Origin of the sequence: Jiangella alba, from assembly GCF_900106035.1 — a bacterium.
Classification (GTDB): domain Bacteria; phylum Actinomycetota; class Actinomycetes; order Jiangellales; family Jiangellaceae; genus Jiangella; species Jiangella alba.
The window spans coordinates 2,375,343-2,398,236 of sequence record NZ_FNUC01000003.1; the positions used below are offsets into that span (position 1 = coordinate 2,375,343).

Annotated in this window: 23 protein-coding genes and 1 pseudogene; 19 read left to right on the forward strand and 5 right to left on the reverse strand. The window is 75.1% G+C overall.

The features are described from left to right. Window position 1 precedes the first annotated feature (1 nt). From fmt to BLV02_RS13400, 4 genes are read left to right on the forward strand one after another with little or no spacing between them, the layout of a single operon-like run. Window positions 2-931, forward strand: a complete 930-nt coding sequence (gene fmt / locus BLV02_RS13385) for a methionyl-tRNA formyltransferase (protein ID WP_069113499.1) — start codon at window positions 2-4, stop codon at window positions 929-931. Beyond that, entirely contained in the window at window positions 928-2,277 is a 1,350-nt protein-coding gene (locus tag BLV02_RS13390; protein WP_216094423.1) for an RsmB/NOP family class I SAM-dependent RNA methyltransferase, read from the forward strand. The genes fmt and BLV02_RS13390 overlap by 4 nt, the downstream gene beginning before the upstream one ends. Before the next feature lies 1 nt (window position 2,278). Next, the gene (locus BLV02_RS13395) at window positions 2,279-2,812 is read left to right on the forward strand and encodes a GNAT family N-acetyltransferase (RefSeq protein ID WP_069113497.1); all 534 of its coding nucleotides are present in this window, start codon (window positions 2,279-2,281) and stop codon (window positions 2,810-2,812) included. Beyond that, window positions 2,809-3,459, forward strand: coding sequence for an NUDIX domain-containing protein (locus BLV02_RS13400; RefSeq protein ID WP_069113496.1), 651 nt, complete (start codon window positions 2,809-2,811; stop codon window positions 3,457-3,459). The genes BLV02_RS13395 and BLV02_RS13400 overlap by 4 nt, the downstream gene beginning before the upstream one ends. Here BLV02_RS13400 and BLV02_RS35645 read toward each other — a convergent pair. Further along, window positions 3,387-4,043: a hypothetical protein gene (locus tag BLV02_RS35645; protein ID WP_069113495.1), complete on the reverse strand. Its 657-nt coding sequence runs from the start codon at window positions 4,041-4,043 to the stop codon at window positions 3,387-3,389. The genes BLV02_RS13400 and BLV02_RS35645 overlap by 73 nt on opposite strands. A gap of 186 nt (window positions 4,044-4,229) precedes the next feature. Here BLV02_RS35645 and ald point away from each other — a divergent pair, with 186 nt between their 5' ends. Genes ald through BLV02_RS13470 form a run of 13 tightly spaced genes read left to right on the forward strand, consistent with a single transcriptional unit; the run spans window position 4,230 to window position 15,877 of the window. Next, a complete protein-coding gene (gene ald, locus BLV02_RS13410; RefSeq protein ID WP_069113494.1) occupies window positions 4,230-5,345 on the forward strand; it encodes an alanine dehydrogenase in 1,116 nt (371 codons plus the stop codon). Window positions 5,346-5,387: 42 nt separating this feature from the next. After that, window positions 5,388-6,368, forward strand: coding sequence for a site-specific tyrosine recombinase XerD (gene xerD, locus BLV02_RS13415; protein ID WP_069113493.1), 981 nt, complete (start codon window positions 5,388-5,390; stop codon window positions 6,366-6,368). A gap of 29 nt (window positions 6,369-6,397) precedes the next feature. Continuing rightward, window positions 6,398-7,312, forward strand: coding sequence for a ParA family protein (locus tag BLV02_RS13420; RefSeq protein ID WP_069113492.1), 915 nt, complete (start codon window positions 6,398-6,400; stop codon window positions 7,310-7,312). Continuing rightward, window positions 7,309-8,136 carry a segregation and condensation protein A gene (locus BLV02_RS13425; protein WP_069113491.1) on the forward strand — a complete coding sequence of 276 codons (828 nt, stop codon included), beginning with the start codon at window positions 7,309-7,311 and terminating at the stop codon, window positions 8,134-8,136. Before BLV02_RS13420 ends, BLV02_RS13425 begins: the two co-directional genes overlap by 4 nt. Continuing rightward, on the forward strand, window positions 8,129-8,692 hold the full coding sequence (gene scpB, locus BLV02_RS13430; protein WP_069113490.1) for an SMC-Scp complex subunit ScpB: 564 nt from the start codon (window positions 8,129-8,131) through the stop codon (window positions 8,690-8,692). Before BLV02_RS13425 ends, scpB begins: the two co-directional genes overlap by 8 nt. Further along, complete coding sequence (locus BLV02_RS13435) at window positions 8,685-9,437, forward strand: pseudouridine synthase (RefSeq protein ID WP_069113489.1); 753 nt, start codon at window positions 8,685-8,687, stop codon at window positions 9,435-9,437. Before scpB ends, BLV02_RS13435 begins: the two co-directional genes overlap by 8 nt. After that, a complete protein-coding gene (aroH, locus tag BLV02_RS13440) occupies window positions 9,434-9,799 on the forward strand; it encodes a chorismate mutase (protein ID WP_069113488.1) in 366 nt (121 codons plus the stop codon). The genes BLV02_RS13435 and aroH overlap by 4 nt, the downstream gene beginning before the upstream one ends. Continuing rightward, window positions 9,799-10,887: a prephenate dehydrogenase gene (locus BLV02_RS13445; RefSeq protein ID WP_069113487.1), complete on the forward strand. Its 1,089-nt coding sequence runs from the start codon at window positions 9,799-9,801 to the stop codon at window positions 10,885-10,887. The genes aroH and BLV02_RS13445 overlap by 1 nt, the downstream gene beginning before the upstream one ends. Window positions 10,888-10,913: 26 nt before the next feature. Continuing rightward, on the forward strand, window positions 10,914-11,618 hold the full coding sequence (cmk, locus tag BLV02_RS13450) for a (d)CMP kinase (RefSeq protein ID WP_069113486.1): 705 nt from the start codon (window positions 10,914-10,916) through the stop codon (window positions 11,616-11,618). Beyond that, complete coding sequence (locus BLV02_RS13455; protein ID WP_069113485.1) at window positions 11,615-12,265, forward strand: lysophospholipid acyltransferase family protein; 651 nt, start codon at window positions 11,615-11,617, stop codon at window positions 12,263-12,265. Before cmk ends, BLV02_RS13455 begins: the two co-directional genes overlap by 4 nt. Beyond that, window positions 12,262-13,635: a ribosome biogenesis GTPase Der gene (gene der, locus BLV02_RS13460; RefSeq protein WP_069113484.1), complete on the forward strand. Its 1,374-nt coding sequence runs from the start codon at window positions 12,262-12,264 to the stop codon at window positions 13,633-13,635. Before BLV02_RS13455 ends, der begins: the two co-directional genes overlap by 4 nt. A gap of 26 nt (window positions 13,636-13,661) precedes the next feature. Beyond that, window positions 13,662-14,609, forward strand: coding sequence for a non-homologous end-joining DNA ligase (ligD, locus tag BLV02_RS13465; RefSeq protein ID WP_218133502.1), 948 nt, complete (start codon window positions 13,662-13,664; stop codon window positions 14,607-14,609). Between the two features lie 2 nt (window positions 14,610-14,611). Beyond that, window positions 14,612-15,877 (forward strand): winged helix-turn-helix domain-containing protein, encoded by a 1,266-nt coding sequence (locus BLV02_RS13470; protein WP_216094421.1) that lies wholly within the window; start codon window positions 14,612-14,614, stop codon window positions 15,875-15,877. Here the strand turns inward: BLV02_RS13470 and BLV02_RS13475 are convergent. Continuing rightward, on the reverse strand, window positions 15,874-16,971 hold the full coding sequence (locus tag BLV02_RS13475) for a winged helix DNA-binding domain-containing protein (RefSeq protein WP_069113483.1): 1,098 nt from the start codon (window positions 16,969-16,971) through the stop codon (window positions 15,874-15,876). The two genes, BLV02_RS13470 and BLV02_RS13475, sit on opposite strands and share 4 nt — an antisense overlap. Window positions 16,972-16,996: 25 nt before the next feature. Further along, window positions 16,997-18,961 carry a DUF222 domain-containing protein gene (locus tag BLV02_RS13480; protein ID WP_083288986.1) on the reverse strand — a complete coding sequence of 655 codons (1,965 nt, stop codon included), beginning with the start codon at window positions 18,959-18,961 and terminating at the stop codon, window positions 16,997-16,999. A 178-nt stretch (window positions 18,962-19,139) separates the two neighbouring features. Between BLV02_RS13480 and BLV02_RS13485 the strand changes: the two genes are divergently transcribed. Next, a complete protein-coding gene (locus BLV02_RS13485) occupies window positions 19,140-21,137 on the forward strand; it encodes an elongation factor G (protein ID WP_069113481.1) in 1,998 nt (665 codons plus the stop codon). Between the two features lie 5 nt (window positions 21,138-21,142). On the opposite strand, the gene BLV02_RS13490 is transcribed toward BLV02_RS13485, so the two are convergent. Both BLV02_RS13490 and BLV02_RS38545 read right to left on the reverse strand, forming a co-directional pair. Beyond that, window positions 21,143-21,811: a MerR family transcriptional regulator gene (locus BLV02_RS13490; RefSeq protein ID WP_141711739.1), complete on the reverse strand. Its 669-nt coding sequence runs from the start codon at window positions 21,809-21,811 to the stop codon at window positions 21,143-21,145. Window positions 21,812-21,875: 64 nt separating this feature from the next. Continuing rightward, a pseudogene (locus BLV02_RS38545) lies at window positions 21,876-22,031 on the reverse strand (MerR family DNA-binding transcriptional regulator); the annotation flags it as partial. On the opposite strand from BLV02_RS38545, the gene BLV02_RS13505 reads away from it, so the two are divergent. Further along, window positions 22,009-22,893: a DUF6597 domain-containing transcriptional factor gene (locus tag BLV02_RS13505; protein ID WP_216094420.1), complete on the forward strand. Its 885-nt coding sequence runs from the start codon at window positions 22,009-22,011 to the stop codon at window positions 22,891-22,893. The pseudogene BLV02_RS38545 and the gene BLV02_RS13505 overlap by 23 nt on opposite strands. Window position 22,894: the final 1 nt, after the last annotated feature.

Here is a 22,894-nt window from a genome sequence, read left to right on the forward strand (position 1 = left end):
CATGCGTGTGCTGTTCGCCGGAACCCCCGAGGTCGCCGTCCCGTCGCTGCGGGCGGTGCTGGGGTCGCGGCACGAGGTCGTCGCTGTGCTGACCCGGCCCGACGCTCCGGCGGGGCGGGGCCGCCGGCTGACCCCGTCGCCGGTGGCGGAGGTGGCCGCGGAGGCCGGCGTCGAGGTGCTGAAGCCGGGCAGGCCGCGCGACCCCGAGTTCCTCGACCGGCTGGGCGAGCTGGCGCCCGACTGCGCGCCGATCGTCGCGTACGGCGGGCTGATCCCGCCCGCGGCGCTGGAGGTGCCCAAGCACGGCTGGGTGAACCTGCACTTCTCGCTGCTGCCCGCGTGGCGTGGCGCGGCGCCGGTGCAGCACGCGGTGCTGGCCGGCGACGACATCACCGGCGCGTGCACGTTCCAGCTCGAGGAGGGCCTCGACACTGGGCCGGTGTACGGGCTGGTCACCGAGGAGATCCGGCCCACCGACACCAGCGGCGACCTGCTGCACCGGCTGTCGCTGTCCGGCGCCGACCTGCTGGTGCGCACGCTCGACGGCATCGACGACGGCTCGCTGCGCCCGCAGCCGCAGCCGTCCGACGGCGTGTCGCTGGCGCCGAAGCTGACCGTCGACGACGCGCGGGTCGACTGGTCGACGCCGGCCCTGCGGGTCGACCGCGTGGTGCGCGGCTGCACCCCGGCGCCCGGCGCGTGGACGACGTTCCGGGGCGAGCGGCTGAAGCTGCGCCCAGTCCAGCTCGAGCGCGGCCGCGACGGCCTGGCGCCCGGCGAGGTCGTGGTCGAGAAGTCCGGCGTGCGCGTCGGCACCGGCAGCCACGCCGTCGTGCTGGGTGAGGTGCAGCCGCAGGGCAAGAAGGCGATGCCGGCGGCCGACTGGGCCCGCGGCGTCCGCCCGGAGCCGGGGGAGCGGCTCGGCGCGTGAAGGGCGACTCTCCCCGCGAGGCCGCGTTCGAGGTCCTGCGCGCCGTCTCGGCCGACGACGCCTACGCCAACCTCGCCATGCCCGCGGCGCTGCGCCGGCACGAGCTGCGCGGCCGCGACGCCGCGCTGGCGACCGAGCTGGGGTACGGCGCGCTGCGCGGCCAGGGCAGTTACGACGCCGTCATCGCGGCCTGCGTGACGCGGCCGATCGAGGACCTCGACCCGCCGCTGCTCGACGCGCTGCGGCTCGGCGCCCACCAGCTGCTGGCCACCAGGGTCCCGCCGCACGCGGCGGTGTCGACGACGGTGAACCTGGTCCGGCGGCACGTCAACGAGGGCGCGGCGCGCCTGGCCAACGCGGTGCTGCGGCGCATCGGCGAGCGCGACCTCGACGGCTGGGCGGCCGAGCTGGCCCCGGCGCGCGACGCCGACCTCACCGGCTACCTGGCCTTCCGGCACGCCCACCCGCTGTGGATCGTCCGGGCCCTGCACGACGCCCTGGGCGGCGACGACGCGGAGCTGGAGGCGGCGCTGCGGGCCGACAACGAGCCGGCCGGCGTGACGCTGGCGGTGCGGCCCGGGCGCGGCACCGTCGACGAGCTGGTCGAGTCCGGCGCGCGGCCCACCCGCTGGTCGCCGTACGGCGCCGTCGTCGAGTCCGGGTCGCCGGCCCGGCTGGCCGCCGTCCGCGAGGGCCGGGCCGGGGTGCAGGACGAGGGCAGCCAGCTGGTCGCGCTCGCGCTGGCCGCAGCGCCCGTCGAGCCGCCGGACGAGCGCTGGCTGGACCTGTGCGCGGGGCCCGGCGGCAAGGCCGCGCTGCTGGCCGGCCTGCTGACGCAGACCGGTGGCCGGCTGCTCGCCGTCGAGCAGCACGAGCACCGCGCCCGGCTGGTCGCGCAGGCGCTGGCCGGCGACCTCGGCGAGCACGAGGTGCTGGTCGCCGACGCCACCCAGCCGAACTGGCCCGAGGCCGACTTCGACCGCGTCCTGCTCGACGCGCCGTGCACCGGGCTGGGCGCGCTGCGGCGCCGGCCCGAGGCGCGCTGGCGCCGCCGTCCCGCCGACGTCGCCGGGCTGCGGCGGCTGCAGTCCGGCCTGCTGCGGTCGGCGCTGTGGTCGGTGCGCCCCGGCGGGCTGGTCGCGTACGTCACCTGCTCGCCGCACCTGGCCGAGACGGTCACGGTGGTCGACGACGTCCTGGCCGGCCGTTCCGACGTCGAGCGCATCGACGCGCGGCCCTACCTTCCCGGCGTCCCCGATCTCGGCGACGGCCCCGATGTCCAGCTGTGGCCGCACCGGCACGGCACCGACGCGATGTACCTGGCGCTGCTGCGCCGGACGGAGTGACATGACCTACCGTTACGACCTCGCCGGCGACGACGACGTGGCGGCCATCGCGGCCGTGCACACGCTGAGCTGGCGCTCGGCCTACCGCGGGCACGTGCCCGACGAGTTCCTCGATGGTGACCTCGCCGGCGGCCACCTCGCCGGCTGGACGCAGCGCTTCGCCGATCGCGCCGGCACGCTGACCGTCGTCGCCCGCGACGCCGGCGGCGAGGTCGCCGGGTTCGTGCACACCATGGTCGACCACGACCCCGAGCTCGGCAGCCTCGTCGACAACCTGCACGTCCGGCCGGACCGCAAGCGCTCCGGCATCGGCCGGCGCCTGCTGGCCGAGATCGCGGCCCGGCTCCAGGACGCCGGCGCGGGGGACCGGCTGTACCTGGACGTCATCGAGGCCAACGAGCCGGCCCGGAACTTCTACGTCGCCGTGGGCGGCAAGGAGATCGGACGCAGCACCGAGAGCTTCGGCGAGCACGAGGTGCCCGTCCTGGTGTTCGCCTGGACGTCACTGGACGCGCTCGCTGGGCCGGCCCGGTGAGCGCGCCGCGCGACGAGCCGCTGCGCTGGCCCGTCACGGCGTCGGCGCACCGGTTCGAGGGCCGGGTCGTCGCGGTGCGCAGCGACACCGTCCGCTCGCCGGTCGACGGCAGCGAGTTCGTCCGCGACGTCGTCGTGCACCCCGGTGCGGTCGCCGTCGTCGCCGTCGACGAGGACGGCCGCGTGCTGGTCGTCCGGCAGTACCGGCACCCCGTCGGGCTGCGGCCGGTGGAGCTGCCGGCCGGGCTGCGCGACGTCGACGGTGAGCCGCCGCACGAGTCCGCCGCCCGCGAACTGTACGAGGAGGGGCACGTCCGCGCCGCCGACTGGCGGGTGCTGATCGACCTGCTCACCTCGCCCGGCATGACGGACGAGGCGATCCGGGTCTTCCTCGCCCGCGGCGTCGAGGTGCTGCCCGACGCCGACCGCTTCGCCGGCGAGCACGAGGAGGCCGACCTCGGCGTCGAGTGGGTGCCACTGGACGACCTGGTGGCGGCCGCGCTGGCCGGGAACGTGCAGAACGCGACGCTGGTCGCGGCCGTGCTGGCGGCGAAGGCCGCCCGCGACGGCGCCGGCTACGACGCGCTGCGCGCGGTCGGCGCGCCGTGGCCCTCGGGTGACAAGGACGGGGACAGCTCCGCCGGGTAGTCCAGCCCCAGCCGGTCCAGCTCGGCTCGCGCCAGCGCTTGGACGGCGGCGGTGTCACCCGCGCGCCACCCGGCCACCAGCCCGCCGCCGATGCGCGGCAGCCGCGCCGTCGCCAGCGCCCGTGCCGACAGCAGGTCGTCGCGGTCGGGGAAGGCCAGGACGGCCCGGGCGTCGGACGCGGCGCGGTACCAGAGCACCCGCGGCCGCACCCATACGTACGCCGCCGCGGCCAGCGCCAGCACGATCACCACCAGCCCGATCACGTCGCCGGCCCGCTCGATCGAGGCCGCCGTGCTGGCACCGGACGCGCTCATCCGCCCCGCGGCGTCGGCCGCCCGCCGCAGCGACTCGGACAGCGCGTCGCCGGCCAGCGGGACCCGGGCGATCGAGTCGGCGGTGTCGGCCAGCGCGTCGGCCAGCGCGCCGGCGGTGGTCTCGAGGAACGTGGCCGGGCGGGTCCGGGACCGGATCGAGTGCCGGACGGCCAGCCCGGCGGCGATCATGCCCGCGCACCACAACGGGCCGAGCACGTCGGCGAGGAGCTGTCGTCTCCGCCGCTGCGGGCGGTCGGCGTAGAAGCGCATGGCAGAGGTCTACCGCAGTGCCCGGAAATCCTCGCGCCAGGCGTGGTTCCGGAGCGAAAATGTGGGGGTGTTCACTTGTCATGACGGGACAAGGACGGCGCGACGCGAGTCGATCTAGACTCGCCCCGCGGTCCACACGGGGCGGCGTCCCGACAGCGTCGTCGGGAGTACGAGAGGTGGAACCCAGTGCTGGTCGGCATCCCAACCGAGGTGAAGAACAACGAGTACCGGGTGGCCATCACGCCGGCCGGCGTGCACGAGTTCGTCCGCAACGGCCACGACGTGCTGGTGCAGGCCGGCGCCGGGCTCGGCTCGTCGGTCCGCGACGAGGAGTACGTCGCGGCGGGCGCCCGCATCGCGCCCGACGCCGACGCCGTCTGGGCGGCGGCCGACCTGGTGCTGAAGGTCAAGGAGCCGGTCGCGGACGAGTACCACCGCATGCGCCGCGACCAGGTGCTGTTCACCTACCTGCACCTCGCCGCGTCGCTGGAGTGCACGCAGGCGCTGCTCGACTCCGGCATCACGGCGGTCGCCTACGAGACGGTCGAGACGGCCGACGGGCACCTGCCGCTGCTGGCGCCGATGAGCGAGGTGGCCGGGCGCATGGCGACGCAGGTCGGGGCGCACGTGCTGGAGCGGGCACAGGGCGGTCGCGGCGTGCTGATCGGCGGCGTGCCGGGGGTGAAGTCGGCGAAGGTGGTCGTCATCGGCGCCGGCATGGCCGGCATGAACGCCGCCGTCATCGCCATGGGCATGCAGGCCGACGTCTCGGTGCTGGACAAGAACGTCGCCCGGCTGCGCGACGTCGAAGAGCTCTACGGCGGCAAGGCGCAGACCATCGCGTCGAACCTGTACGAGATCGAGACCGCGGTCGTCGACGCCGACCTCGTCATCGGCGCCGTGCTGGTGCCGGGCGCGAAGGCGCCGACGCTGGTCTCCGACGACCTGGTGTCGCGCATGCGGCCCGGCAGCGTGCTCGTCGACATCGCCATCGACCAGGGCGGCTGCTTCGAGAGCTCGCGGCCCACCACGCACGACGACCCGACCTTCCGGGTGCACGAGTCGATCTTCTACTGTGTCGCGAACATGCCCGGCGCGGTGCCGCACACCTCGACGTACGCGCTGACGAACGTCACGCTGCCGTACGCCGTCGAGCTGGCCAACCGGGGCTGGCGCGACGCCGCGCGAGCCGACGCGGTGCTGGCGAAGGGCGTGAACGTGCACGACGGCGCTATCGTCTACGAGCCGGTCGCCGAGGCGCACGGCCTGCCGTCCGTCCCGCTGGAGAAGGTCCTGCACTAGATCGGTCTCCGGCAGCAGCCGCATCAACGGGAGCCGCCACCGATGGACACCACCGAGTCCGCGCTGGAACGTGCCGTCCGCGGCTACCTCGACCACCTCGCCGTCGAGCGCGGGCTGGCCGCCAACACGCTCGCCTCCTACCGCCGCGACCTGCGGCGTTACACCGAGTTCCTGCGCGATCGCGGCCGCGAGGCGCCGGAGAAGGTCGAGGAGGAGGACGTCACCGCGTTCCTGCGCAGCCTGCGCGAGGGCTCCGAGTCCCGCGTCGCGCTCAGCGCGACCTCGGCGGCGCGCACCGTCGTCGCCGTCCGCGGGCTGCACCGGTTCCTGCACCGGGAGGGGCTGTCCGACGGCGACCCGGCCGGCGGGGTCCGCCCGCCGACGCCGCCGCGGCGGCTGCCCAAGGCGATCCCGCTGGCCCAGGTCGAACGGCTGCTGGAGGCGGCGTCGGCCGGCGAGGGGCCGCGGGTGCTGCGCGACCGCGCGCTGCTCGAGGTGCTCTACGGCTGCGGCGCGCGCATCTCCGAGGCGGTCGGCCTCGACCGCGACGACCTCGACGCGGAGTCCGGGACGGTGCTGCTGCGCGGCAAGGGCGGCAAGGACCGCGTCGTCCCGCTGGGCAGCTACGCCTGGGAGGCCGTCGACGCCTACCTGGTCCGGGCCCGCCCGGCGCTGGTCGGCACCGGGCGGGGGACGCCGGCGCTCTTTCTCAACGCCCGCGGCGGGCGGCTGTCGCGGCAGAGCGCGTGGACGGTGCTGCGGACGGCGGCCGCGCGGGCCGGGCTGTCCACCACCGTCACCCCGCACACGTTGCGGCACTCGTTCGCGACGCACCTGCTGGAGGGCGGTGCGGACGTCAGGGTGGTGCAGGAGCTGCTCGGGCACGCCTCGGTCACGACCACCCAGGTGTACACGCTGGTGACCGTCGACCAGCTGCGTGAGGTCTATGTGGCCGCGCACCCGCGCGCCCGCAGCTCGGCGGCGCCCGCGCGAGGTAGGCTCCCGTCCCAGGACGAAGCGTAGAAGGCCACTCAAACGACCATCGAGGAGCTCTGAACGACGTGGCACCCTCGAAGCCGGACGCCGCGGGCGTGCTGCCGTTCGACACCGAGCCTGAGCTCGATCTCGGACCCACGCGCCGTCCCCCGGTCGACTTCCCGAAGCCCAAGCGGCTGGACCACCACGGCCCGGCGCGCATCGTCGCCATGTGCAACCAGAAGGGCGGCGTCGGCAAGACCACCACCACCATCAACCTGGGCGCCGCGCTGGCCGACTACGGCCGCCGCGTGCTGCTGGTCGACTTCGACCCCCAGGGCGCGCTGTCGGTCGGTCTCGGCCTCGACGCGCACGACCTCGAGCTGTCGATCTACAACGTCCTGATGGACCCGTCGCTGCGGGCCGCCGACATCGTGCAGAAGACGCCGATCGACGGCATGGACCTCCTGCCCGCCAACATCGACCTCTCCGCGGCCGAGATCCAGCTGGTCACCGAGGTCGGCCGCGAGCAGGCGCTCGGCCGCATCCTCAAGCCGCTGGCCGGCGAGTACGACCTCATGCTGATCGACTGCCAGCCGTCGCTGGGGCTGCTGACGGTCAACGCGCTCACCGCCGCCGACGGCGTGGTCGTGCCGCTGGAGTGCGAGTACTTCGCGCTGCGCGGGGTGGCGCTGCTGCAGGAGACCATCGAGAAGGTGCGCGACCGCCTGAACCCCGACCTGCAGATCGAGGGCCTGCTGGCCACCATGTACGACTCCCGCACGGTGCACGGCCGCGAGGTGCTGTCGCGGCTGGTCGAGGCGTTCGGCGACAAGGTCTTCCACACCGTCATCGGCCGCACCGTCCGGTTCCCCGAGACCACCGTCGCCGGCCTGCCGATCACCAGCTTCGCCCCGTCCTCGCGCGGCGCCTCGGCCTACCGTCAGCTGGCCCGCGAGGTCCTGGCCCGCTGGGAGCCGGCCCGCCCGTGACGGACGCCACCACCCTGCTGATCGAGCCGGAGCAGGACGAGAGCTCGAAGTTCGAGGTGCACCTCGAGAACTTCGAGGGCCCCTTCGACCTGCTGCTCACGCTCATCGCCAAGCACAAGCTCGACGTCACCGAGGTGGCGTTGTCGCAGGTCACCGACGAGTTCATCGCGCACATCAAGGGGTCCGACTGGGACCTCGACGAGACCAGCGAGTTCCTCGTCGTCGCGGCGACGCTGCTCGACCTCAAGGCGGCCCGGCTGCTGCCCAGCGGCGAGGTCGAGGACGAGGACGACCTCGCGCTGCTCGAGGCGCGCGACCTGCTGTTCGCCCGGCTGCTGCAGTACAAGGCGTACAAGGAGGTCGCGAGCGTGCTGGCGGCCCGCTTCGCCGACGAGGCGCTGCGCTTCCCGCGCGCCGTCGGGCTGGAGGAGCGGTACGCGGCGCTGCTGCCCGAGGTGGTCGTCGGGCTGGGCCCGGAGGAGCTGGCCATGCTGGCGGCCAAGGTGCTCACGCCGAAGCCGCCGCCGCTGGTCGGGCTGGCGCACCTGCACCAGCCGCGGGTCAGCGTCCGCGAAGAGGCCGTCGTCGTCGTGGAGCGGCTGCGCCGGTGCCGAGTGCTGACGTTCCGCACGCTGGCCGCCGACTGCCCCACGACGCTGCACGTCGTGGCCCGGTTCCTGTCGCTGCTGGAGCTGTACCGCGAGAAGGCGGTGGCGTTCGAGCAGGTCGTCGCGCTCGGCGAGCTGACGGTGCGATGGACCGGTGACGACGACGAGGACGTGCCGGTGAGCGCGGAATTCGACGAGGAGGCGGCAGGTGACTGACACCGGCGAACCGGGGCTGCGCGCGTCGGTCGAGGCGATCCTGCTGGTCGTCGACGAGCCGATCGACGTCGTGACGCTGGCACAGGTGCTGGAGCGGTCCCGTGGCGAGATCACCGACGTGCTGGAGATCCTGCGCGACGAGTACGCCCGGCCCGGCCGCGGCTTCGAGCTGCGCGAGGTCGGCGGCGGCTGGCGGTTTTACACGCACGCCTCCTGCGCGCCCGTCGTCGAGCGGTTCGTCCTCGACGGCCAGCAGGCCAAGCTGACCCAGGCGGCGCTCGAGACGCTGGCCGTCGTCGCGTACCGGCAGCCGGTCAGCCGGGCCCGGGTGTCGGCCGTGCGCGGCGTCAACTGCGACGGCGTCATGCGCACGCTGATCGCCCGCGGGCTGGTCGCCGACGCCGGCGTCGACTCCGAGTCCGGCGCCTACCTGTACAGCACCACGCCCTACTTCCTGGAACGCCTCGGCATGGCCTCGATCGACGAGCTGCCGCCGCTGGCGCCGTACCTGCCCGACGCCGATAGCATTGAGGAACGTGACACTGAGAATGCCTGACGCCTCCGACAACGACGCGCAGGGTGTACGGCTGCAGAAGGTGCTCGCGGCGGCCGGGGTGGGCAGCCGGCGGGCCAGCGAGGCGCTCATCGCGGCCGGCCGGGTCGAGGTCGACGGCAAGGTCGTGCGCACGCTCGGCACCCGGGTCGACCCCACCACCGCCGTCATCAAGGTCGACGGCTCGCGCATCACCACCGCCGAGGCCGGGCAGGTCTACCTCGCGCTGAACAAGCCGTCCGGCGTCGTCAGCTCGATGAGCGACCCCGAGGGCCGGCCCGATCTCGGCGGCTACGTCCGCGGCCGGCGCGAGCGGCTGTTCCACGTCGGGCGGCTCGACGCCGACACCGAGGGCCTCATCCTGCTCACCAACGACGGCGAGCTGGCGCACCGGCTGGCGCACCCGTCGTACGAGGTGCTGAAGACCTACGTCGCCGAGGTGCCCGGTCCCGTCGCGCCGGCCCTCGGCCGCGAGCTGCGGGCCGGCATCGAGCTGGAGGACGGCCCGGTGCGGGTCGACTCCTTCCGCGTCGTGGGCCGGGTCGGCACCCGCGTCATGGTCGAGGTGGTGCTGCACGAGGGCCGCAAGCACATCGTGCGCCGCCTGCTGGAGGCCGTCGGGCACCCGGTGAAGCGGCTGGTCCGCACGCACGTCGGGCCGGTCGCGATGGGCGACCTGCGCCCCGGCAACCTCCGCGTGCTGACCACGGCCGAGATCGCCGCGCTCTACCACGAGGTCGGCCTGTGACCGTGCGCGCGATACGAGGGGCCACCCAGCTCGACGCCGACGACGCCGCGCACCTGCTGGAGCGGACCGCCGAGCTGATGACCACGGTGCTCGACCGCAACGAGCTGACGCCTGACGACGTCATCAGCATCTTCCTCACCGCCACGCCGGACCTGCGCTCGGCGTTCCCGGCCGTGGCCGTGCGGCAGCTCGGCATCACCGACGTGCCGATGATGTGCGCGCAGGAGATCGGCGTCGCCGGGGCGCTGCCGCGCGTGGTGCGGCTGATGGCGCACGTCGAGACCACCAAGCCTCGCTCGGCCATGCGGCACGTGTACCTGCACGGCACCACCGTGCTGCGCGACGACCTCGCGGACCGGTGATGGACCCGTTCGGAGGCCGGAGCGTCCTCGTCGTCGGCACCGGGCTGGTCGGGACGTCGCTCGGCCTGGCGCTGACGCGGGCCGGGATCGACGTGCGGCTGGCCGACGCGAAGCCGGAGATCCTGGCCGAGGCGGTCCGTCTCGGCGCGGGCCGCCCGGAGCCCGCCGCGGCCGAGTCCGCCGGGCCCGCCGCGCTCGCCGTCGTCGCCGTCCCGCCTGAGGCGGTCGCCGCCGTCGTCGGCGAGGTGCTGGCCGGCGGCCGGGCCGAGTACGCCACCGACGTCGCCAGCGTGAAGGTGCTGCCGACGACGCAGGTGCGCGAGCGCGTCGCCGACCCGGGCCGCTACGTCGGCAGCCACCCGATGGCCGGCCGCGAGATCAGCGGCCCGAACGCCGCGCTGGCCGACCTGTTCGAGGGCCGCCCGTGGGTGATCTGCCCCGACGACGGCACTCACCAGCAGGCCGTCACCCGCGCCCTGGCGGTGGCCCGGCTGGCCGGCGCCGTCCCGACGACCATGACGGCGGCCGAGCACGACGCCGCCGTCGCGCTGGTGTCGCACACGCCACACCTCGTCGCCGCGCTGATGGCCGGCCGGCTGGCCGGCGCGCCCGGCCACGAGGTGCGCCTCGCCGGCCCGGGCGTCACCGACGTCACCCGTATCGCGAGCGGTGACCCGGAGCTGTGGACGGAGATCCTGACGGCGAACGCGGCGGCCGTGCGCCCCGTGCTGGATGCGCTGCGCACCGACCTCGACCGCCTCATGACGGCCCTGGAAGCGCCGGTGGCCGGCCAGCCCGTGCTGCGTGAGCTGCTGCGCGACGGCGTCGACGGCCGGTCCCGGCTGCCCGGCAAGCACGGCGCCGAGCACACCGAGTTCGCCACCGTCATCGTGGCCGTCGACGACGCGCCCGGCCAGCTGGCCCGGCTGTTCGCCGACGCGGGCGCGGCCGGCGTCAACGTCGAGGACGTCCGCATCGAGCACGCCGCCGGGCAGCCGCTCGGCCTGGTCGAGCTGGACGTCCGGCCCGGCGCCGAGGACGAGCTGGCGGCGTCGTTGCGCGAACGCGGCTGGACCATCCGCGGGTGATGACGACGGCCGGTAATCTTCTGGGCGTGTCCGATACCCCCGCTGACGTCTCCGCCCACGACCTCGTCGTCGCCATCGACGGCCCGTCCGGCTCCGGGAAGTCGACGGTCGCCCGCCGGGTCGCGGCGGCGCTCGGCCTGCGCTACCTCGACACCGGCGCCATGTACCGCGCGGTCACGTGGTGGGCGCTGGAGCAGGACGTCGACCTCGCCGACGTCGAGCGGGTGGCGCAGCTGGCCCGCGAGCTGCCGCTGCAGCAGGGGCTGGACCCCGCCGACCCGACGGTCGCGGTCGGCGGCATCGACATCGCGGCGGCCATCCGCAGCAGCCGCATCTCCGCCGCCGTCAGCGCCGTCGCCACCAACCTCGGCGTCCGCGCGGAGCTGGTGGCCCGGCAGCAGGCCGTCGCGCGGGCCGGCGGCGTCGTCGTCGAGGGCCGCGACATCACCACCGTCGTCGCGCCCGACGCGCCCGTGCGGGTGCTGCTGACCGCCGACGAGCAGGTCCGGCTGTCGCGGCGGGCGCTCGAGGTGCACGGCAGCGCCGACGCGTCCGCCGTCGACGCCACCCGCGACCAGGTGGTCCGCCGCGACGCCGACGACGCCACCGTCGCCAGCTTCCACGAGGCCGCCGACGGCGTCGACGTCGTCGACTCGTCGCTGCTGTCGCTGGACGAGACCGTCGCCGCCGTCCTGAAGTTGGTGGAGGCCCGCACGGGGGTCCGGACGTGAGCGACGCCGGCCTGCCGACCTACCGCGGCTCGGTCTTCGGCAAGTACGCCGCCTGGACGCTGGCCCGGCTGCTGTACCGCGTCACCATCACCGGCGCCGAGTACGTCCCGCGCACCGGCCCGGTCATCCTGGCGCCCAACCACACCGGGTTCCTCGACGCGCCGCTGCTCATGGGCACCTGCCCGCGACCGGTGCACACGCTGGCCAAGAAAGAGCTGTTCAAGGGCCCGCTCGGCTGGCTGCTGCACGGCGTCGGGCAGATCCCGCTCGACCGCGACGACCCCAGCCGCGCCATGATCAAGTCCGGCATCGGGGCGCTCGACGCCGGCCGCGTCCTCGTCGTGTTCCCCGAGGGCACCCGCGGCGCCGGCGACTTCGCGGCGCTGCGCACCGGGCTCGCGTGGTTCGCGCTGCGTTCCGGCGCTCCTGTCATCCCGGTCGTCTTTGCCGGAACCGCCGGCCGAGGACGTACATTGGGTGGGATGCCCGGCCTGCGGTCCCGGGTCGAGGTCGTCTTCGGTCGTCCGGTCACGCTGCCGGCGGGCGGGCGCACGCGCTCGGCCCTCGACGCGGCGACCGAACAGCTGCGCGAAGCCCTGGTGGCCCATCGCGAGGCCGTGGCGTCCCGAACCGAGGAGCACACGTGAGCGAGCAGTACCCGGCGCCGGCGCTCGACGCCGAGGCCTCCGACGAGGTCTACACGCCGGTCGTCGCCGTCGTCGGCCGGCCGAATGTCGGCAAGTCGACGCTGGTCAACCGCATTCTCGGCCGCCGCGAGGCGGTCGTCGAGGACGTCCCGGGCGTCACCCGCGACCGCGTCGCCTACGACGCCGCGTGGGCCGGCCGGTCGTTCACGCTGCTCGACACCGGCGGCTGGGACCCCGAGGCCAAGGGCATGGCGGCGCGCATCACGGCGCAGGCCGAGGTCGGCATGGCCGCGGCCGACGTCGTCATGTTCGTCGTCGACTCCACCGTGGGCGCCACCGACACCGACGAGGCGGTCGCGAAGCTGCTGCGGCGCTCCGGCAAGCCGGTGCTGCTGGTGGCGAACAAGGTCGACGGCTCCAGCGGCGAGGCCGACGCCACCGTCCTGTGGAACCTCGCGCTGGGCGAGCCGTACCCCGTCTCGGCGCTGCACGGCCGGGGGAGCGGCGACCTCCTCGACGCCGTCGTGGCCGCACTGCCCGACGCGCCGCCCGAGTCGTTCGACGCCCTCGACGGCGGCCCGCGCCGGGTGGCGCTGGTCGGCAAGCCCAACGTCGGCAAGTCCAGCCTGCTGAACAAGCTGGCCGACGAGGACCGCGTCGTCGTCGACTCCGTCGCCGGCACCACCGTCGACCCCATCGACGAGCTGATCGAGCTGGGCGAGCGCGAGTGGCGGTTCATCGACACCGCCGGCATCCGCCGCCGGGTGCACGAGGCGTCCGGCGCGGAGTACTTCGCGTCGCTGCGCACGGCGTCGGCGCTGGAGCGGGCCGAGGTCGCCGTCGTCCTCGTCGATGCCAGCGAGCCCATGGCCGAGCAGGACCTCCGCATCATCTCGATGGTCGTCGACGCCGGCCGGGCCCTCGTCCTGGCGTTCAACAAGTGGGACCTCCTCGACGACGAGCGGCGCGACACCCTGGAACGCGAGATCGACCGCCAGCTCGAACGCGTCACGTGGGCGCCGCGCATCAACGTCTCCGCCCGCACCGGCTGGCACGTCGACCGCCTCGTCCGCGCGCTCGACACCTCGCTGCAGGGCTGGGAGCAGCGCATCCCGACCGGCAAGCTCAACGCGTTCCTCGGCCAGCTGGTGGCGGCGCACCCGCACCCGGTGCGTGGCGGCAAGCAGCCGCGCATCATGTTCGCCACCCAGGCCGACACCCGGCCGCCCCGGTTCGTGCTGTTCACCACCGGGTTCCTCGAGCCGTCGTACCGCCGGTTCGTGGAGCGGCGGCTGCGCGAGGAGTTCGGGTTCGAGGGCACGCCGCTGGACATCGCGATGAAGATCCGAGAGAAGCGCTCCCGGTCATGATGCCGCGGCCGGACACCATCACCCCCATGATGGCCACCCTGGCGCCCGGCCTGCCGCCCGACGACGGCGGCTGGGGCTTCGAGGTCAAGTGGGACGGTGTCCGGACCATCGCCTACGTCACCGACGACGGCGTGCGGCTGTCCAGCCGCACGCTGCGCGACGTCACCCGCGTCTATCCCGACGTGCACGGCGTCGCCGTCCCGCTGGCCGGGCGCCGGGCCGTGCTGGACGGCGAGGTCGTCGCGTTCGACGACACCGGGCGGCCGTCGTTCGAGAAGCTGCAGTCCCGGATGAACGTCGAGGTCTCCGGCCTGTCCGACCCGCTCGTCACCGGCGCGCCGGCCGTCTACGTCCTGTTCGACCTGCTGTGGCTGGACGACCGCTCGCTGATGGACGCGCCCTACGCGGAGCGGCGGGGTCTGCTGGACGAGTTGCTGCCGGCCGGCGGCCCGGGCTGGACCGTCCCCGCCTACGTCCCCGGCGACGGCGCCGCCATGCTGGCCGCCACGAAGGCGCAGCGGCTGGAGGGCGTCATCGCGAAGCGGCTGGCCAGCCGCTACCTGCCCGGCAAGCGCGGGCGCGACTGGCTGAAGGTGAAGAACGTCGAGCGCCAGGAGGTCGTCATCGGCGGCTGGCTGCCCGGCGAGGGCGGTCTCAGCGGCACCCTCGGCGCGCTGGCCGTCGGCGTCTACGCATCGGACGGCGCCTTCCGGTACGCCGGGCGGGTCGGGACGGGGTTCACGCTGGCCGAGCGGCATCGGCTGGCGGCGCTGCTCGCGCCCCTGGCCGCCGACGGCTCGCCGTTCGTGGGCGCCCAGCCCGACAAGCCCGGCTGCGTGTTCGTCCGGCCGGAGCTGGTGTGCGAGGTGGCGTTCGCCGAGTGGACGGCCATCGGCACGCTGCGCCATCCGGCCTACAAGGGCCTGCGCCACGACAAGCCCCCGCGCGACGTCGTCCGGGAAACGGCCGGCTGATCGTGGCCGCGGAGCTGTCGCTCGCCCAGGCGCGCCGGATCGCGCTGCGTGCACAGCTCCTCGACCGCCCGGCGCCGTCGTCGCCGGTGACCGCGGCGCGGGTGCGCTCCGTCCTGCGGGCGCTCGGCGCGGTGCAGCTGGACGCCGTCAACGTGCTGGTCCGGTCGCACTACCTGACGCTGTACTCGCGGCTCGGCCCGTACGACCCGGCGCTGCTCGACGACGTCGTGTACCGGCGGCGGCACGGGTTCGAGTACTGGGGGCACGCGGCGTCGCTGCTGCCGGTGGAGCTGCACCCGGCGCTGCGCTGGCGGATGCGCCGGCGGGCCGAGCAGGCGTCCTGGCAGCGGTTCCGGGACCGGGTGGAGCGGGAACGGCCCGGGTACCTGGCGGCGCTGACGGCCGAGGTCGGCGCCCGCGGGCCGCTCGCCTACACCGACCTCGCCGACAAGGCGCGGCGCGACCGGTCCGACCTCGACAGGTACGCCGAGTCCACGCTGCTCTGGTATCGCTGGTCCGACGGGAAGTCCGCGCTGGAGGGGCTGTTCGACGCCGGCTCGCTGGCCGCGTCGGCGCGGCGCGGGTTCGAGCGGCTCTACGACCTGCCGTCGCGGGTGCTGCCGCCGGCCGTACTGGGCGCGCCGGACCTCTCGCTGGAGGACGGGCAGCGCGAGCTGGTCCGGCGGGCGATGGCCGGGCTGGGCGTCGCGACCGCCCGCGACGTCGCCGACTACTTCCGCACGCCCGGCGTCGAGACCCGGGCGCGGCTGCGTGAGCTGGTCGCGTCGGGGGAGCTGGCACCCGTGCGCGTGGAGGGATGGTCCGAGCCGGCCTGGCTGGCGCCCGTCCCGGTCCCGCGGTCGGTCGAGGCGCGGGCGCTGCTGTCGCCGTTCGACTCGCTGCTGTGGGAGCGCGGCCGGGTGCGGCGGCTGTTCGGGTTCCGGCACAGCTTCGAGCTGTACGTCAAGCCGGAGAAGCGCGAGTTCGGGTACTTCGTGCTGCCGTTCCTGCTGGGCGACACGCTGGTGGCGCGGGTCGACGTCAAGGCGGACCGGTCGCGCGGCGTGCTGCTGGTGCCGGGGGCGTTCGCGGAGGACGGCGGCGATCGTGCTGCCGGGGAGCCCGCCGCTGGCGGGCGTGCTGCCGCTGAGGTCGTGGCGGCGCTGGCGGGTGAGTTGCGCCGGCTGGCCGCCTGGCTCGGGCTGGACGCCGTCGAGGTGGGGAGGCGCGGGTCCCTGGCCGCGCGATTGGGGCGTGCGCTCGGTTAAGCCCGCGCGGCCGGGACCCGCAGTCTGACGTCGCGCCGGTCGGCCTCGGGCGCGACGAAGGCCAGCAGGCGGGTCGCCTCGGCCTCCAGCTCGGCCTCCTGCGCGGGGGTGACCGTCCGCAGCAGGTCGGCGGTGAGCACGGCGCCGTCGTCGTCGGTGGCGACGGTCCAGAAGCCGCCGACGACGCCGTCGACCAGGATGGCCGCCTCCCACCCGACCCGTGCCGCCGCGTCGGGACCGACCAGGCGGCTGCGGTCGGCGTAGCCGAGCACGACGTTGTCGGCCAGCGCGAGCAGCCGGACCGGCGCCGGCGTGTCCGGGTCGGGCCGCGGCGCGTCGGGGAGGTCGACCAGTTCCTCGCCCTGCGGCCCGGCGAACGTCACCAGCTCCGGTCGCATCGCCTCGACGACCTCGCGCAGCCGGGTCAGCCCGCTCCACGCCTGGACGTCCTTGACGGTGGCGGGGCCGAACGCGGCGAGGTAGCGGCGGATCAGCGTGGTCGGCGGCACACCGGGGGACAGCGGCCGGCCGAGCCAGCTGGCGGCCAGCGCGATGTGCGCCGGGCCGTGCCGGTGCCACAGTCCGTCCGGCGGCGGGTGCACGACCGGCAGCAGCCCCTGCACCGACCGCGCCAGCGCCGTCGGGTTGTGCTCGGGCCAGCGGGCGGCCAGCGCCCGGCTCAGCCGCGGCCGGGTGAGCCGCCCGTCGTCGAGCAGCTGCTCGGCCACCTTCGCCAGCTCCGCCGCGTCGACGCCGTCGAGGGCCTTGCCCCAGGCACCGCGCTGCCAGCGTTCCAGCATCGGCTGCAGCATGGGCCGCAGCCACAGGTAGTCGTCGGTGGCGACGAGGTGCAGCGTGCCGCGGAACAGGGTCGCCCGCACCACGCTGCGGTCCAGCTGCAGCGCGGTCAACTGCCCGACGCTGAAGCCGTCGACGCGGTCCCACAGCATGACGTACGGAGGATCCGGATCCTGGCCCTGCAGCCCCACCACATCGCGGACGACGTCCAGCGCCCTTCGGCCGGTGCGGCCGAGCAGGTGCTGCCGCGCGAGCGTCGCCCGGTTCAGCCGCCGCCCGTCGAGTCGCTGGTGCATGTCAGCACCGTAGGCCCGAATGAGGTCATCCGGTGTCCGCGACGGTGTCCCACCTCGAACCGTGACAATGCTCCGGCCGGCGGGTGTAGCGGTGTCCGGTGGGGCTGCGCCATCGCGTGCTGCCGTCCGAGCCCCGGACGACGGTCCAGTGCCCCTGGTGCTTGAGCAGATGGTGCGTGTTGCACAGGGCCTGCAGATTGCCCGGCGACGTGACGCCGCCGGACGCGAAGGGGACCACGTGATCGAGGTCGGTGGTGTGCGCCGGCCGGTGGCATCCGGGCGCCCGGCAGGTGCGGTCGCGGGCCACGACGAAGTCGGCGAGCGCCCGGGTGGGACGGTACCGCGCGCGGCCGTGCTCGAGCAGTTGCCCGGTGCCGGGTTCGGTGCGCAGCCACGTCCAGACCCCGGCGGCCGCGAGCTCCCGGGCGGTCGTGGCGGGGATGGTCCCGTAGCCGTCGAGGTCGCCGGGTTCGTCGGTGAGGCCGGCGAGGGTGGAGAACGGGATGGTCACGTGCACGGCGATGGGTCGCTGCCGCGGCCTCGCCTCGCCGGGGAATGAGCGCGTGGACGCACGGTCACTTTGGCCGGCCGTCGTGGGCCGGCCGGCGGCGGCGGGCTGGTGGGCGGCGGTGGGCTGGTGGGCGGCGGTGGGCTGGTCGGCAGCCGTCGACCCGTCCGGCGCCGACATGCGGGCTGCGTTGTGGCCGACGGTCGCGGTGCTGCCAGCCCTCGTCGGCGCGTCCGGCGCCGACGCGTGGCGGGTCGTGTCGGGCGTGGCCGTGCACCGGTCGGCGGGGCCGGGCGCGACCGCGACGGTGGTGGCGGGGTCGGCAGCCGTGGGGCGGCCGGTGCCTGCGTGGCAGGTCTGGGCTGTGCGGTGGCCAACGGTGGCGGTGCTGCCAGCGCTCGTCGGCGCGTCTGGCGCCGCCCCGTGGGCGCAGGCGGCGAGCGCGGCCCAGCCGAGGTCGGCGAGTGCGTCGGCGCGGCGTTGGTCGGCGGTGCGGGCGGGCGCGCCGGCGGCGGCGTCGGCGCGGCGGGCGTCGGCGGCCGCGGCCTTGAGCGCGGTGTGGAGCGCGGTGGCGTCCTCGGCGGGCAGGAGCGCCTCGAGGAACGCCATGCCGTCGGTGGCGGGCGTGACGGCGACGTAGCGGGTGTCGCGGGCGAGGCGGTGCCGCTCGGCCATCTCGACCGGGGCGAGCTCGTGCAGGACCCGCTTGACCAGTTTGCGCAGTGCGACGGTGTCCATGGTGGCCGCGTGGGGAAGCACAGCGGCCTCGACCCGGGCGCGTATGGCCGGCTCCTGGCCGCCGAGCTCGTCGGTGATGACGCGGGCACGGCGAAGGTCGATGAGCCCCGCCGCCAGCGCCTGGTGGGTGCCGGGGAAGTCCTCGACCAGTTGCAGGGAGTGCCCGACCTCGTTCTCGGCCTGCCGGGTGGTGAGGTGGCAGCGTCCGGCGATCTCGACCGCGGTGTTGGTGACGGGGTTGACCGAGCGGTAGCCGGTGGGGTGAGGGCGCAGCTCGGCCCGGGTCGCGAGCTCGGCCAGGACGGCCGCGTGGCCGGCGGCGACCCAGGCGGACAACCGGGCCCAGGCGGCCGCGGCCTCGACGAGGTCGTAACTGTCAGCCGCGCCGGGGTCGAACGCGGCCAGCGCGGCGGCCAGCGCCGGTCCCACCGGGTCGCCCGGGGCTGGAACCGCCGGGTCACCCAGGGCTGGAACCGCCGGGCCGCCCGGGGCCGGTCCCACCGGGTCACCCGGGGCTGGAACCGCCGGGTCACCCAGGGCCGGGACCACCGGGTCGCCCGCCGCGGGCACCGGCACGCCACCTGCTGCGGGCACCGGCACGCCACCTGCCGGGGGCACCGTCACGCCACCCGCCGCGGACCCCGTCACGACACCTGCCGCGGGCGCCGTCACGCCGCCCACCGCAGCACTCGCCACCGGGTCGACACCCGGCGACGGCTCTGGCAGCAGCGCTTCTTCGAACATGTAAATGATCTTACGCCGACCACCAACCAAGATCAACTCGCGGAAAACCAGTTGCCCCCGCCGACCGGCAGGTGATCGACTGGCGGCACCAACGAGCGAGAAGGGAGAGCGGCATGCGCCGAGCTTTCGGGTCCACCCCAGCGACTCCATTCGTCCGAGCAAGGGACTCGAAGCTCACGTGCGTACGCTCAACCTGGGCATCCTCGCGCACATCGACGCCGGAAAGACCAGTCTGACCGAGCGGCTGCTGTACGCGGCCGGGGTCATCGACGAGGTCGGCAGTGTCGACGCGGGGAGCACACAGACCGATTCGCTCGCGCTGGAACGTCAGCGCGGCATCACCATCAGGTCCGCGGTCGTCGCGTTCACCGTCGGCGACACCGCGGTCAACCTCATCGACACGCCCGGCCACCCCGACTTCATCGCCGAGGTCGAGCGGGTGCTCAGTGTGCTCGACGGCGCCGTGCTGGTCGTGTCGGCGGTCGAGGGGGTGCAGGCGCAGACGCGGGTGCTCATGCGCACGCTGCGCCGTCTCCGCATCCCGACGCTGATCTTCGTCAACAAGCTCGACCGCGCGGGCGCCGACCTCGACGCCGTGACGGGGCAGCTCGCGATCAGGCTGACGCCGCGGGTGGTGCCGCTGGGCGGCGCCGTGCGGCAGGGCACGAGGGACGCGGCGTTCAGGACGTTCACCGAGGCCGACGACGGGTTCGGCGCCCGGCTGGCCGAGACGCTGGCCGACGGCGACGACGCGCTGCTCGCGGACTACGTGGAGCATCCGGACGGCGTCACGCACCGGCGGCTGCTGCGCTCGCTGGCCCGGCAGTCGCGGTCGGCGCGGGTGCACCCGGTGTTCGCGGGCTCGGCCATCACGGGCGCGGGCATCGACGAGCTGACGGCGGGCATCGTGCGGCTGCTGCCGTCCACGCCGGTGTCGGACGACGGCGCGGGCGGCCCGCCGGAGGGCAGCGTGTTCAAGGTCGAGCGCGGCCCGGCCGGCGAGAAGATCGCCTACGTCCGCATGGCGGCCGGCACGCTGCGCACCCGCGACCGGCTGGCGGCCGGCAAGGTCACCGCCATCAGCGTCTTCGACGACGGCGGCGCGCGGCCGGGCACGGAGGTGTCGGCCGGGCGCATCGCCAAGGTCTGGGGCCTGGGTGGGGTGCGCGTCGGAGACCACCTCGCCAAGGCGGAGGCCGGCGACGCGCACGCCGGCGACGCGGCGCAACCGCACTTCGCGCCGCCGACGCTCGAGACCGTCGTCGTGCCGCGGCGGGCCCGCGACCGCGGCGCCCTGCACGCGGCGCTGGCCCAGCTGGCCGAGCAGGACCCGCTGATCGACCTGCGCCAGGACGACCTGCGGCGGGAGGTGTCGGTGTCGCTCTACGGCGAGGTGCAGAAGGAGGTCGTCCAGGCGACCCTCGAGGCCGAGTACGGCATCGGCGTCGACTTCCGCGAGTCCACCACCATCCACGTCGAGCGGGTCACCGGCACCGGCGAGGCGGTCGAGCTGATCCAGCAGGACGGCAACCCGTTCCTCGCCGGCGTCGGGCTGCGGGTCGATCCGGCGCCGGACCGGGACGGGGTGACGTTCGGCATCGAGATCGAGCTGGGCTCGCTGCCGCCGGCGTTCCTGCGGGCGATCGACGAGACCGTCCACGAGACGCTGCGGCAGGGCCTGCACGGCTGGGACGTGCCCGACTGCCGGGTGACGCTGGTCCGGTCGCAGTACTGGCCGCGGCAGAGCCACTCGCACGCCACGTTCGACAAGAGCATGTCGAGCACCGCGGGCGACTTCCGGCTGCTGACGCCGCTGGTGCTGATGACGGCGCTGGCACGGGCGGGGACGCGGGTCCAGGAGCCGGTGCACCGGTTCGAGCTGGAGCTGCCGGCCGACTGCCTCGGCCAGGTGCTGCCGGCGCTGGCCCGGCTGCGGGCGGTGCCGGGCGCACCGGCACCGACGGCGTCCGGCTACCTGCTGGCGGGCGACCTCCCCGCGGCGCACGCGCACGAGCTGCAGCAGCAGCTACCGGCGCTGACCCGCGGCGAGGGCGTCCTGGAGACCCGGTTCGACCGCTACCAGCCGGTGCCCGGCCCGCCGCCGGAGCGTCCCCGCACCGACCACGACCCGCTGCACCGCGACGAGTACCTGCTGCACGTGGTGCGCCGGGTGTGACGCGCTCACCCGGCGGTCGGGATCGTCTCCAGGTCGCCGAGCAGCAGCTCGCGGTCCTCGTCGGTGCTGATGGCGGCGCTGGCCAGGCGGGCCTGCTCGACGTGGCGCCGGGCCTCGTCGTGGTCGCCGGCGACGGCGTACGCGCGGCCCAGCGCCTCGTAGGCGAAGGCGAGGTCCCAGTCGCCGATGCCGTGCTCCTGGCAGGTCGACAGCACCAGGCGGGCGTGGAACAGCGCCGGCTCGGCCCGCCCGACGACGCAGTAGACCCGGGAGCACAGCCAGTGGCTGCGGGCGACGTTGTTCGGCGTGCCGGCCTGGAGCCAGTGGTAGGCCGACGCGTGCGCCTGGTGGATCATCAGGACGTCGTCGGCGGGCGAGCGGTCCTCCAGCTCCATCAGCCGCCAGGTGTCGTTGAACAGGTCGGCGCCGAGCCGGCGGTGCAGCTCGGGGCCGGCGACGGGCGCCGCGGGTGTGCTCATGGTCCACTCCTCGTCGGTCAGCGCGTGGTCGATCGTGTGCAGGATGCCGCGCAGCCGGGTCACGCGCGCGTCGATGCGGCGGCGGTGCTCGGCCAGCGCGGACCGGAACGCGTCGCGGTCGCCGACCAGCTCCAGCAGCCGGCGGACGTCCTCCAGCGGCAGCTCGAGCGCGCGCAGCCGGCGCACCAGCCGCACCTGCTCGACCTGCGCCGGCCGGTACCACCGGTAGCCCGGTCACGGGGTCGACCTCGGCCGGCCGGAGCACCCCGAGGCGGTCGTAGTGCCGCAGCGTCTTCGGGGTGACCCCGGCCAGCCGGGCCACCTGGCCGACGGTCAGCCGCGCGTCCTCCACGTACGGCACGCTAGGCCTTGCCCCAGGGACAACGTCAACGATGTCTGCGAGACTCGTCCCCATGGTCGGCCAGACCTACCGTGAACGGCCGCCGCGACGACGGCTGGCCGGGCTCCTCACGACCACCTGGGTGCAGCGCGTCGCGCCCGGCTCGCCGGCCTACGTGCAGCGCGACATCCCGTCCGGCGCCGTCGAGCTGGTGTGCCGGGTGGGCGCGGCGCCCCAGCTGTCCGGCCCGCTCACGGGGCCGCGGGCCGACGTGATCCCGCCAGGCAGCACCGTCGTCGGGCTGCGGTTCCGGCCGGGCGCCGCCGCGGCCGTGCTCGGGCTGCCGGCGTCGGAGCTCACCGACCTCCGGGTCGGCGCCGCCGACGTGTGGGGGACGGCGGCAGCGGCGGCCGGCGAGCGCCTGGCCGCGGCGACCACCGGCGAGGCGGCGGTGGAGGTGCTGGAGGAGCTGGTGACGGCGGCCGCCGCGCGCGCCGGCGTCACCGGGCCGGACCCGCTGATCGCCGAGGCCGTGCGCCGGCTGATGCCCTGGCACGCGGCGGAGGTGCGCGACGTCGGCACCACGCTGCACGTCTCCGAGCGGGCGTTGCGCCGGCACTGCCTCGCCGCCATTGGCGTCGGGCCGAAGACGCTGCAGCGGATGCTGCGGTTCCAGGGCTTCCTGGCCCGGACGCAGTCGGCGCTCGCCGACGGGCGCGACCCCGCGGGCGGCGGCCTGGCCCGGCTCGCCGCCGACGCCGGCTACGCCGACCAGGCGCACCTGACCCGCGAGTGCGTCCGCCTGACCGGGGCGACCCCGCGGACGTTCCTCCGCGACACCCAGGAGGCCTGCGGCTGCGGCCACGACCACGCGGCGTCGTACACCCCGCTGCTGGCTGGCCGTTTCGTTCAAGAACGGCGGGTGCGCCGGGCGTAGC

Bases quoted from the DNA above. Each gene is read 5' to 3' on its own strand.
- BLV02_RS35645 (WP_069113495.1), bottom strand. From the start codon at position 4,043: ATGCGCTTCTACGCCGACCGCCCGCAGCGGCGGAGACGACAGCTCCTC.
- xerD (WP_069113493.1), top strand. From the start codon at position 5,388: ATGGACACCACCGAGTCCGCGCTGGAACGTGCCGTCCGCGGCTACCTC.
- BLV02_RS13395 (WP_069113497.1), top strand. From the start codon at position 2,279: ATGACCTACCGTTACGACCTCGCCGGCGACGACGACGTGGCGGCCATC.
- BLV02_RS13445 (WP_069113487.1), top strand. From the start codon at position 9,799: ATGGACCCGTTCGGAGGCCGGAGCGTCCTCGTCGTCGGCACCGGGCTG.
- BLV02_RS13475 (WP_069113483.1), bottom strand. From the start codon at position 16,971: ATGCACCAGCGACTCGACGGGCGGCGGCTGAACCGGGCGACGCTCGCG.
- fmt (WP_069113499.1), top strand. From the start codon at position 2: ATGCGTGTGCTGTTCGCCGGAACCCCCGAGGTCGCCGTCCCGTCGCTG.
- BLV02_RS13480 (WP_083288986.1), bottom strand. From the start codon at position 18,961: ATGTTCGAAGAAGCGCTGCTGCCAGAGCCGTCGCCGGGTGTCGACCCG.
- BLV02_RS13505 (WP_216094420.1), top strand. From the start codon at position 22,009: ATGTCTGCGAGACTCGTCCCCATGGTCGGCCAGACCTACCGTGAACGG.
- ligD (WP_218133502.1), top strand. From the start codon at position 13,662: ATGATGGCCACCCTGGCGCCCGGCCTGCCGCCCGACGACGGCGGCTGG.
- BLV02_RS13435 (WP_069113489.1), top strand. From the start codon at position 8,685: ATGCCTGACGCCTCCGACAACGACGCGCAGGGTGTACGGCTGCAGAAG.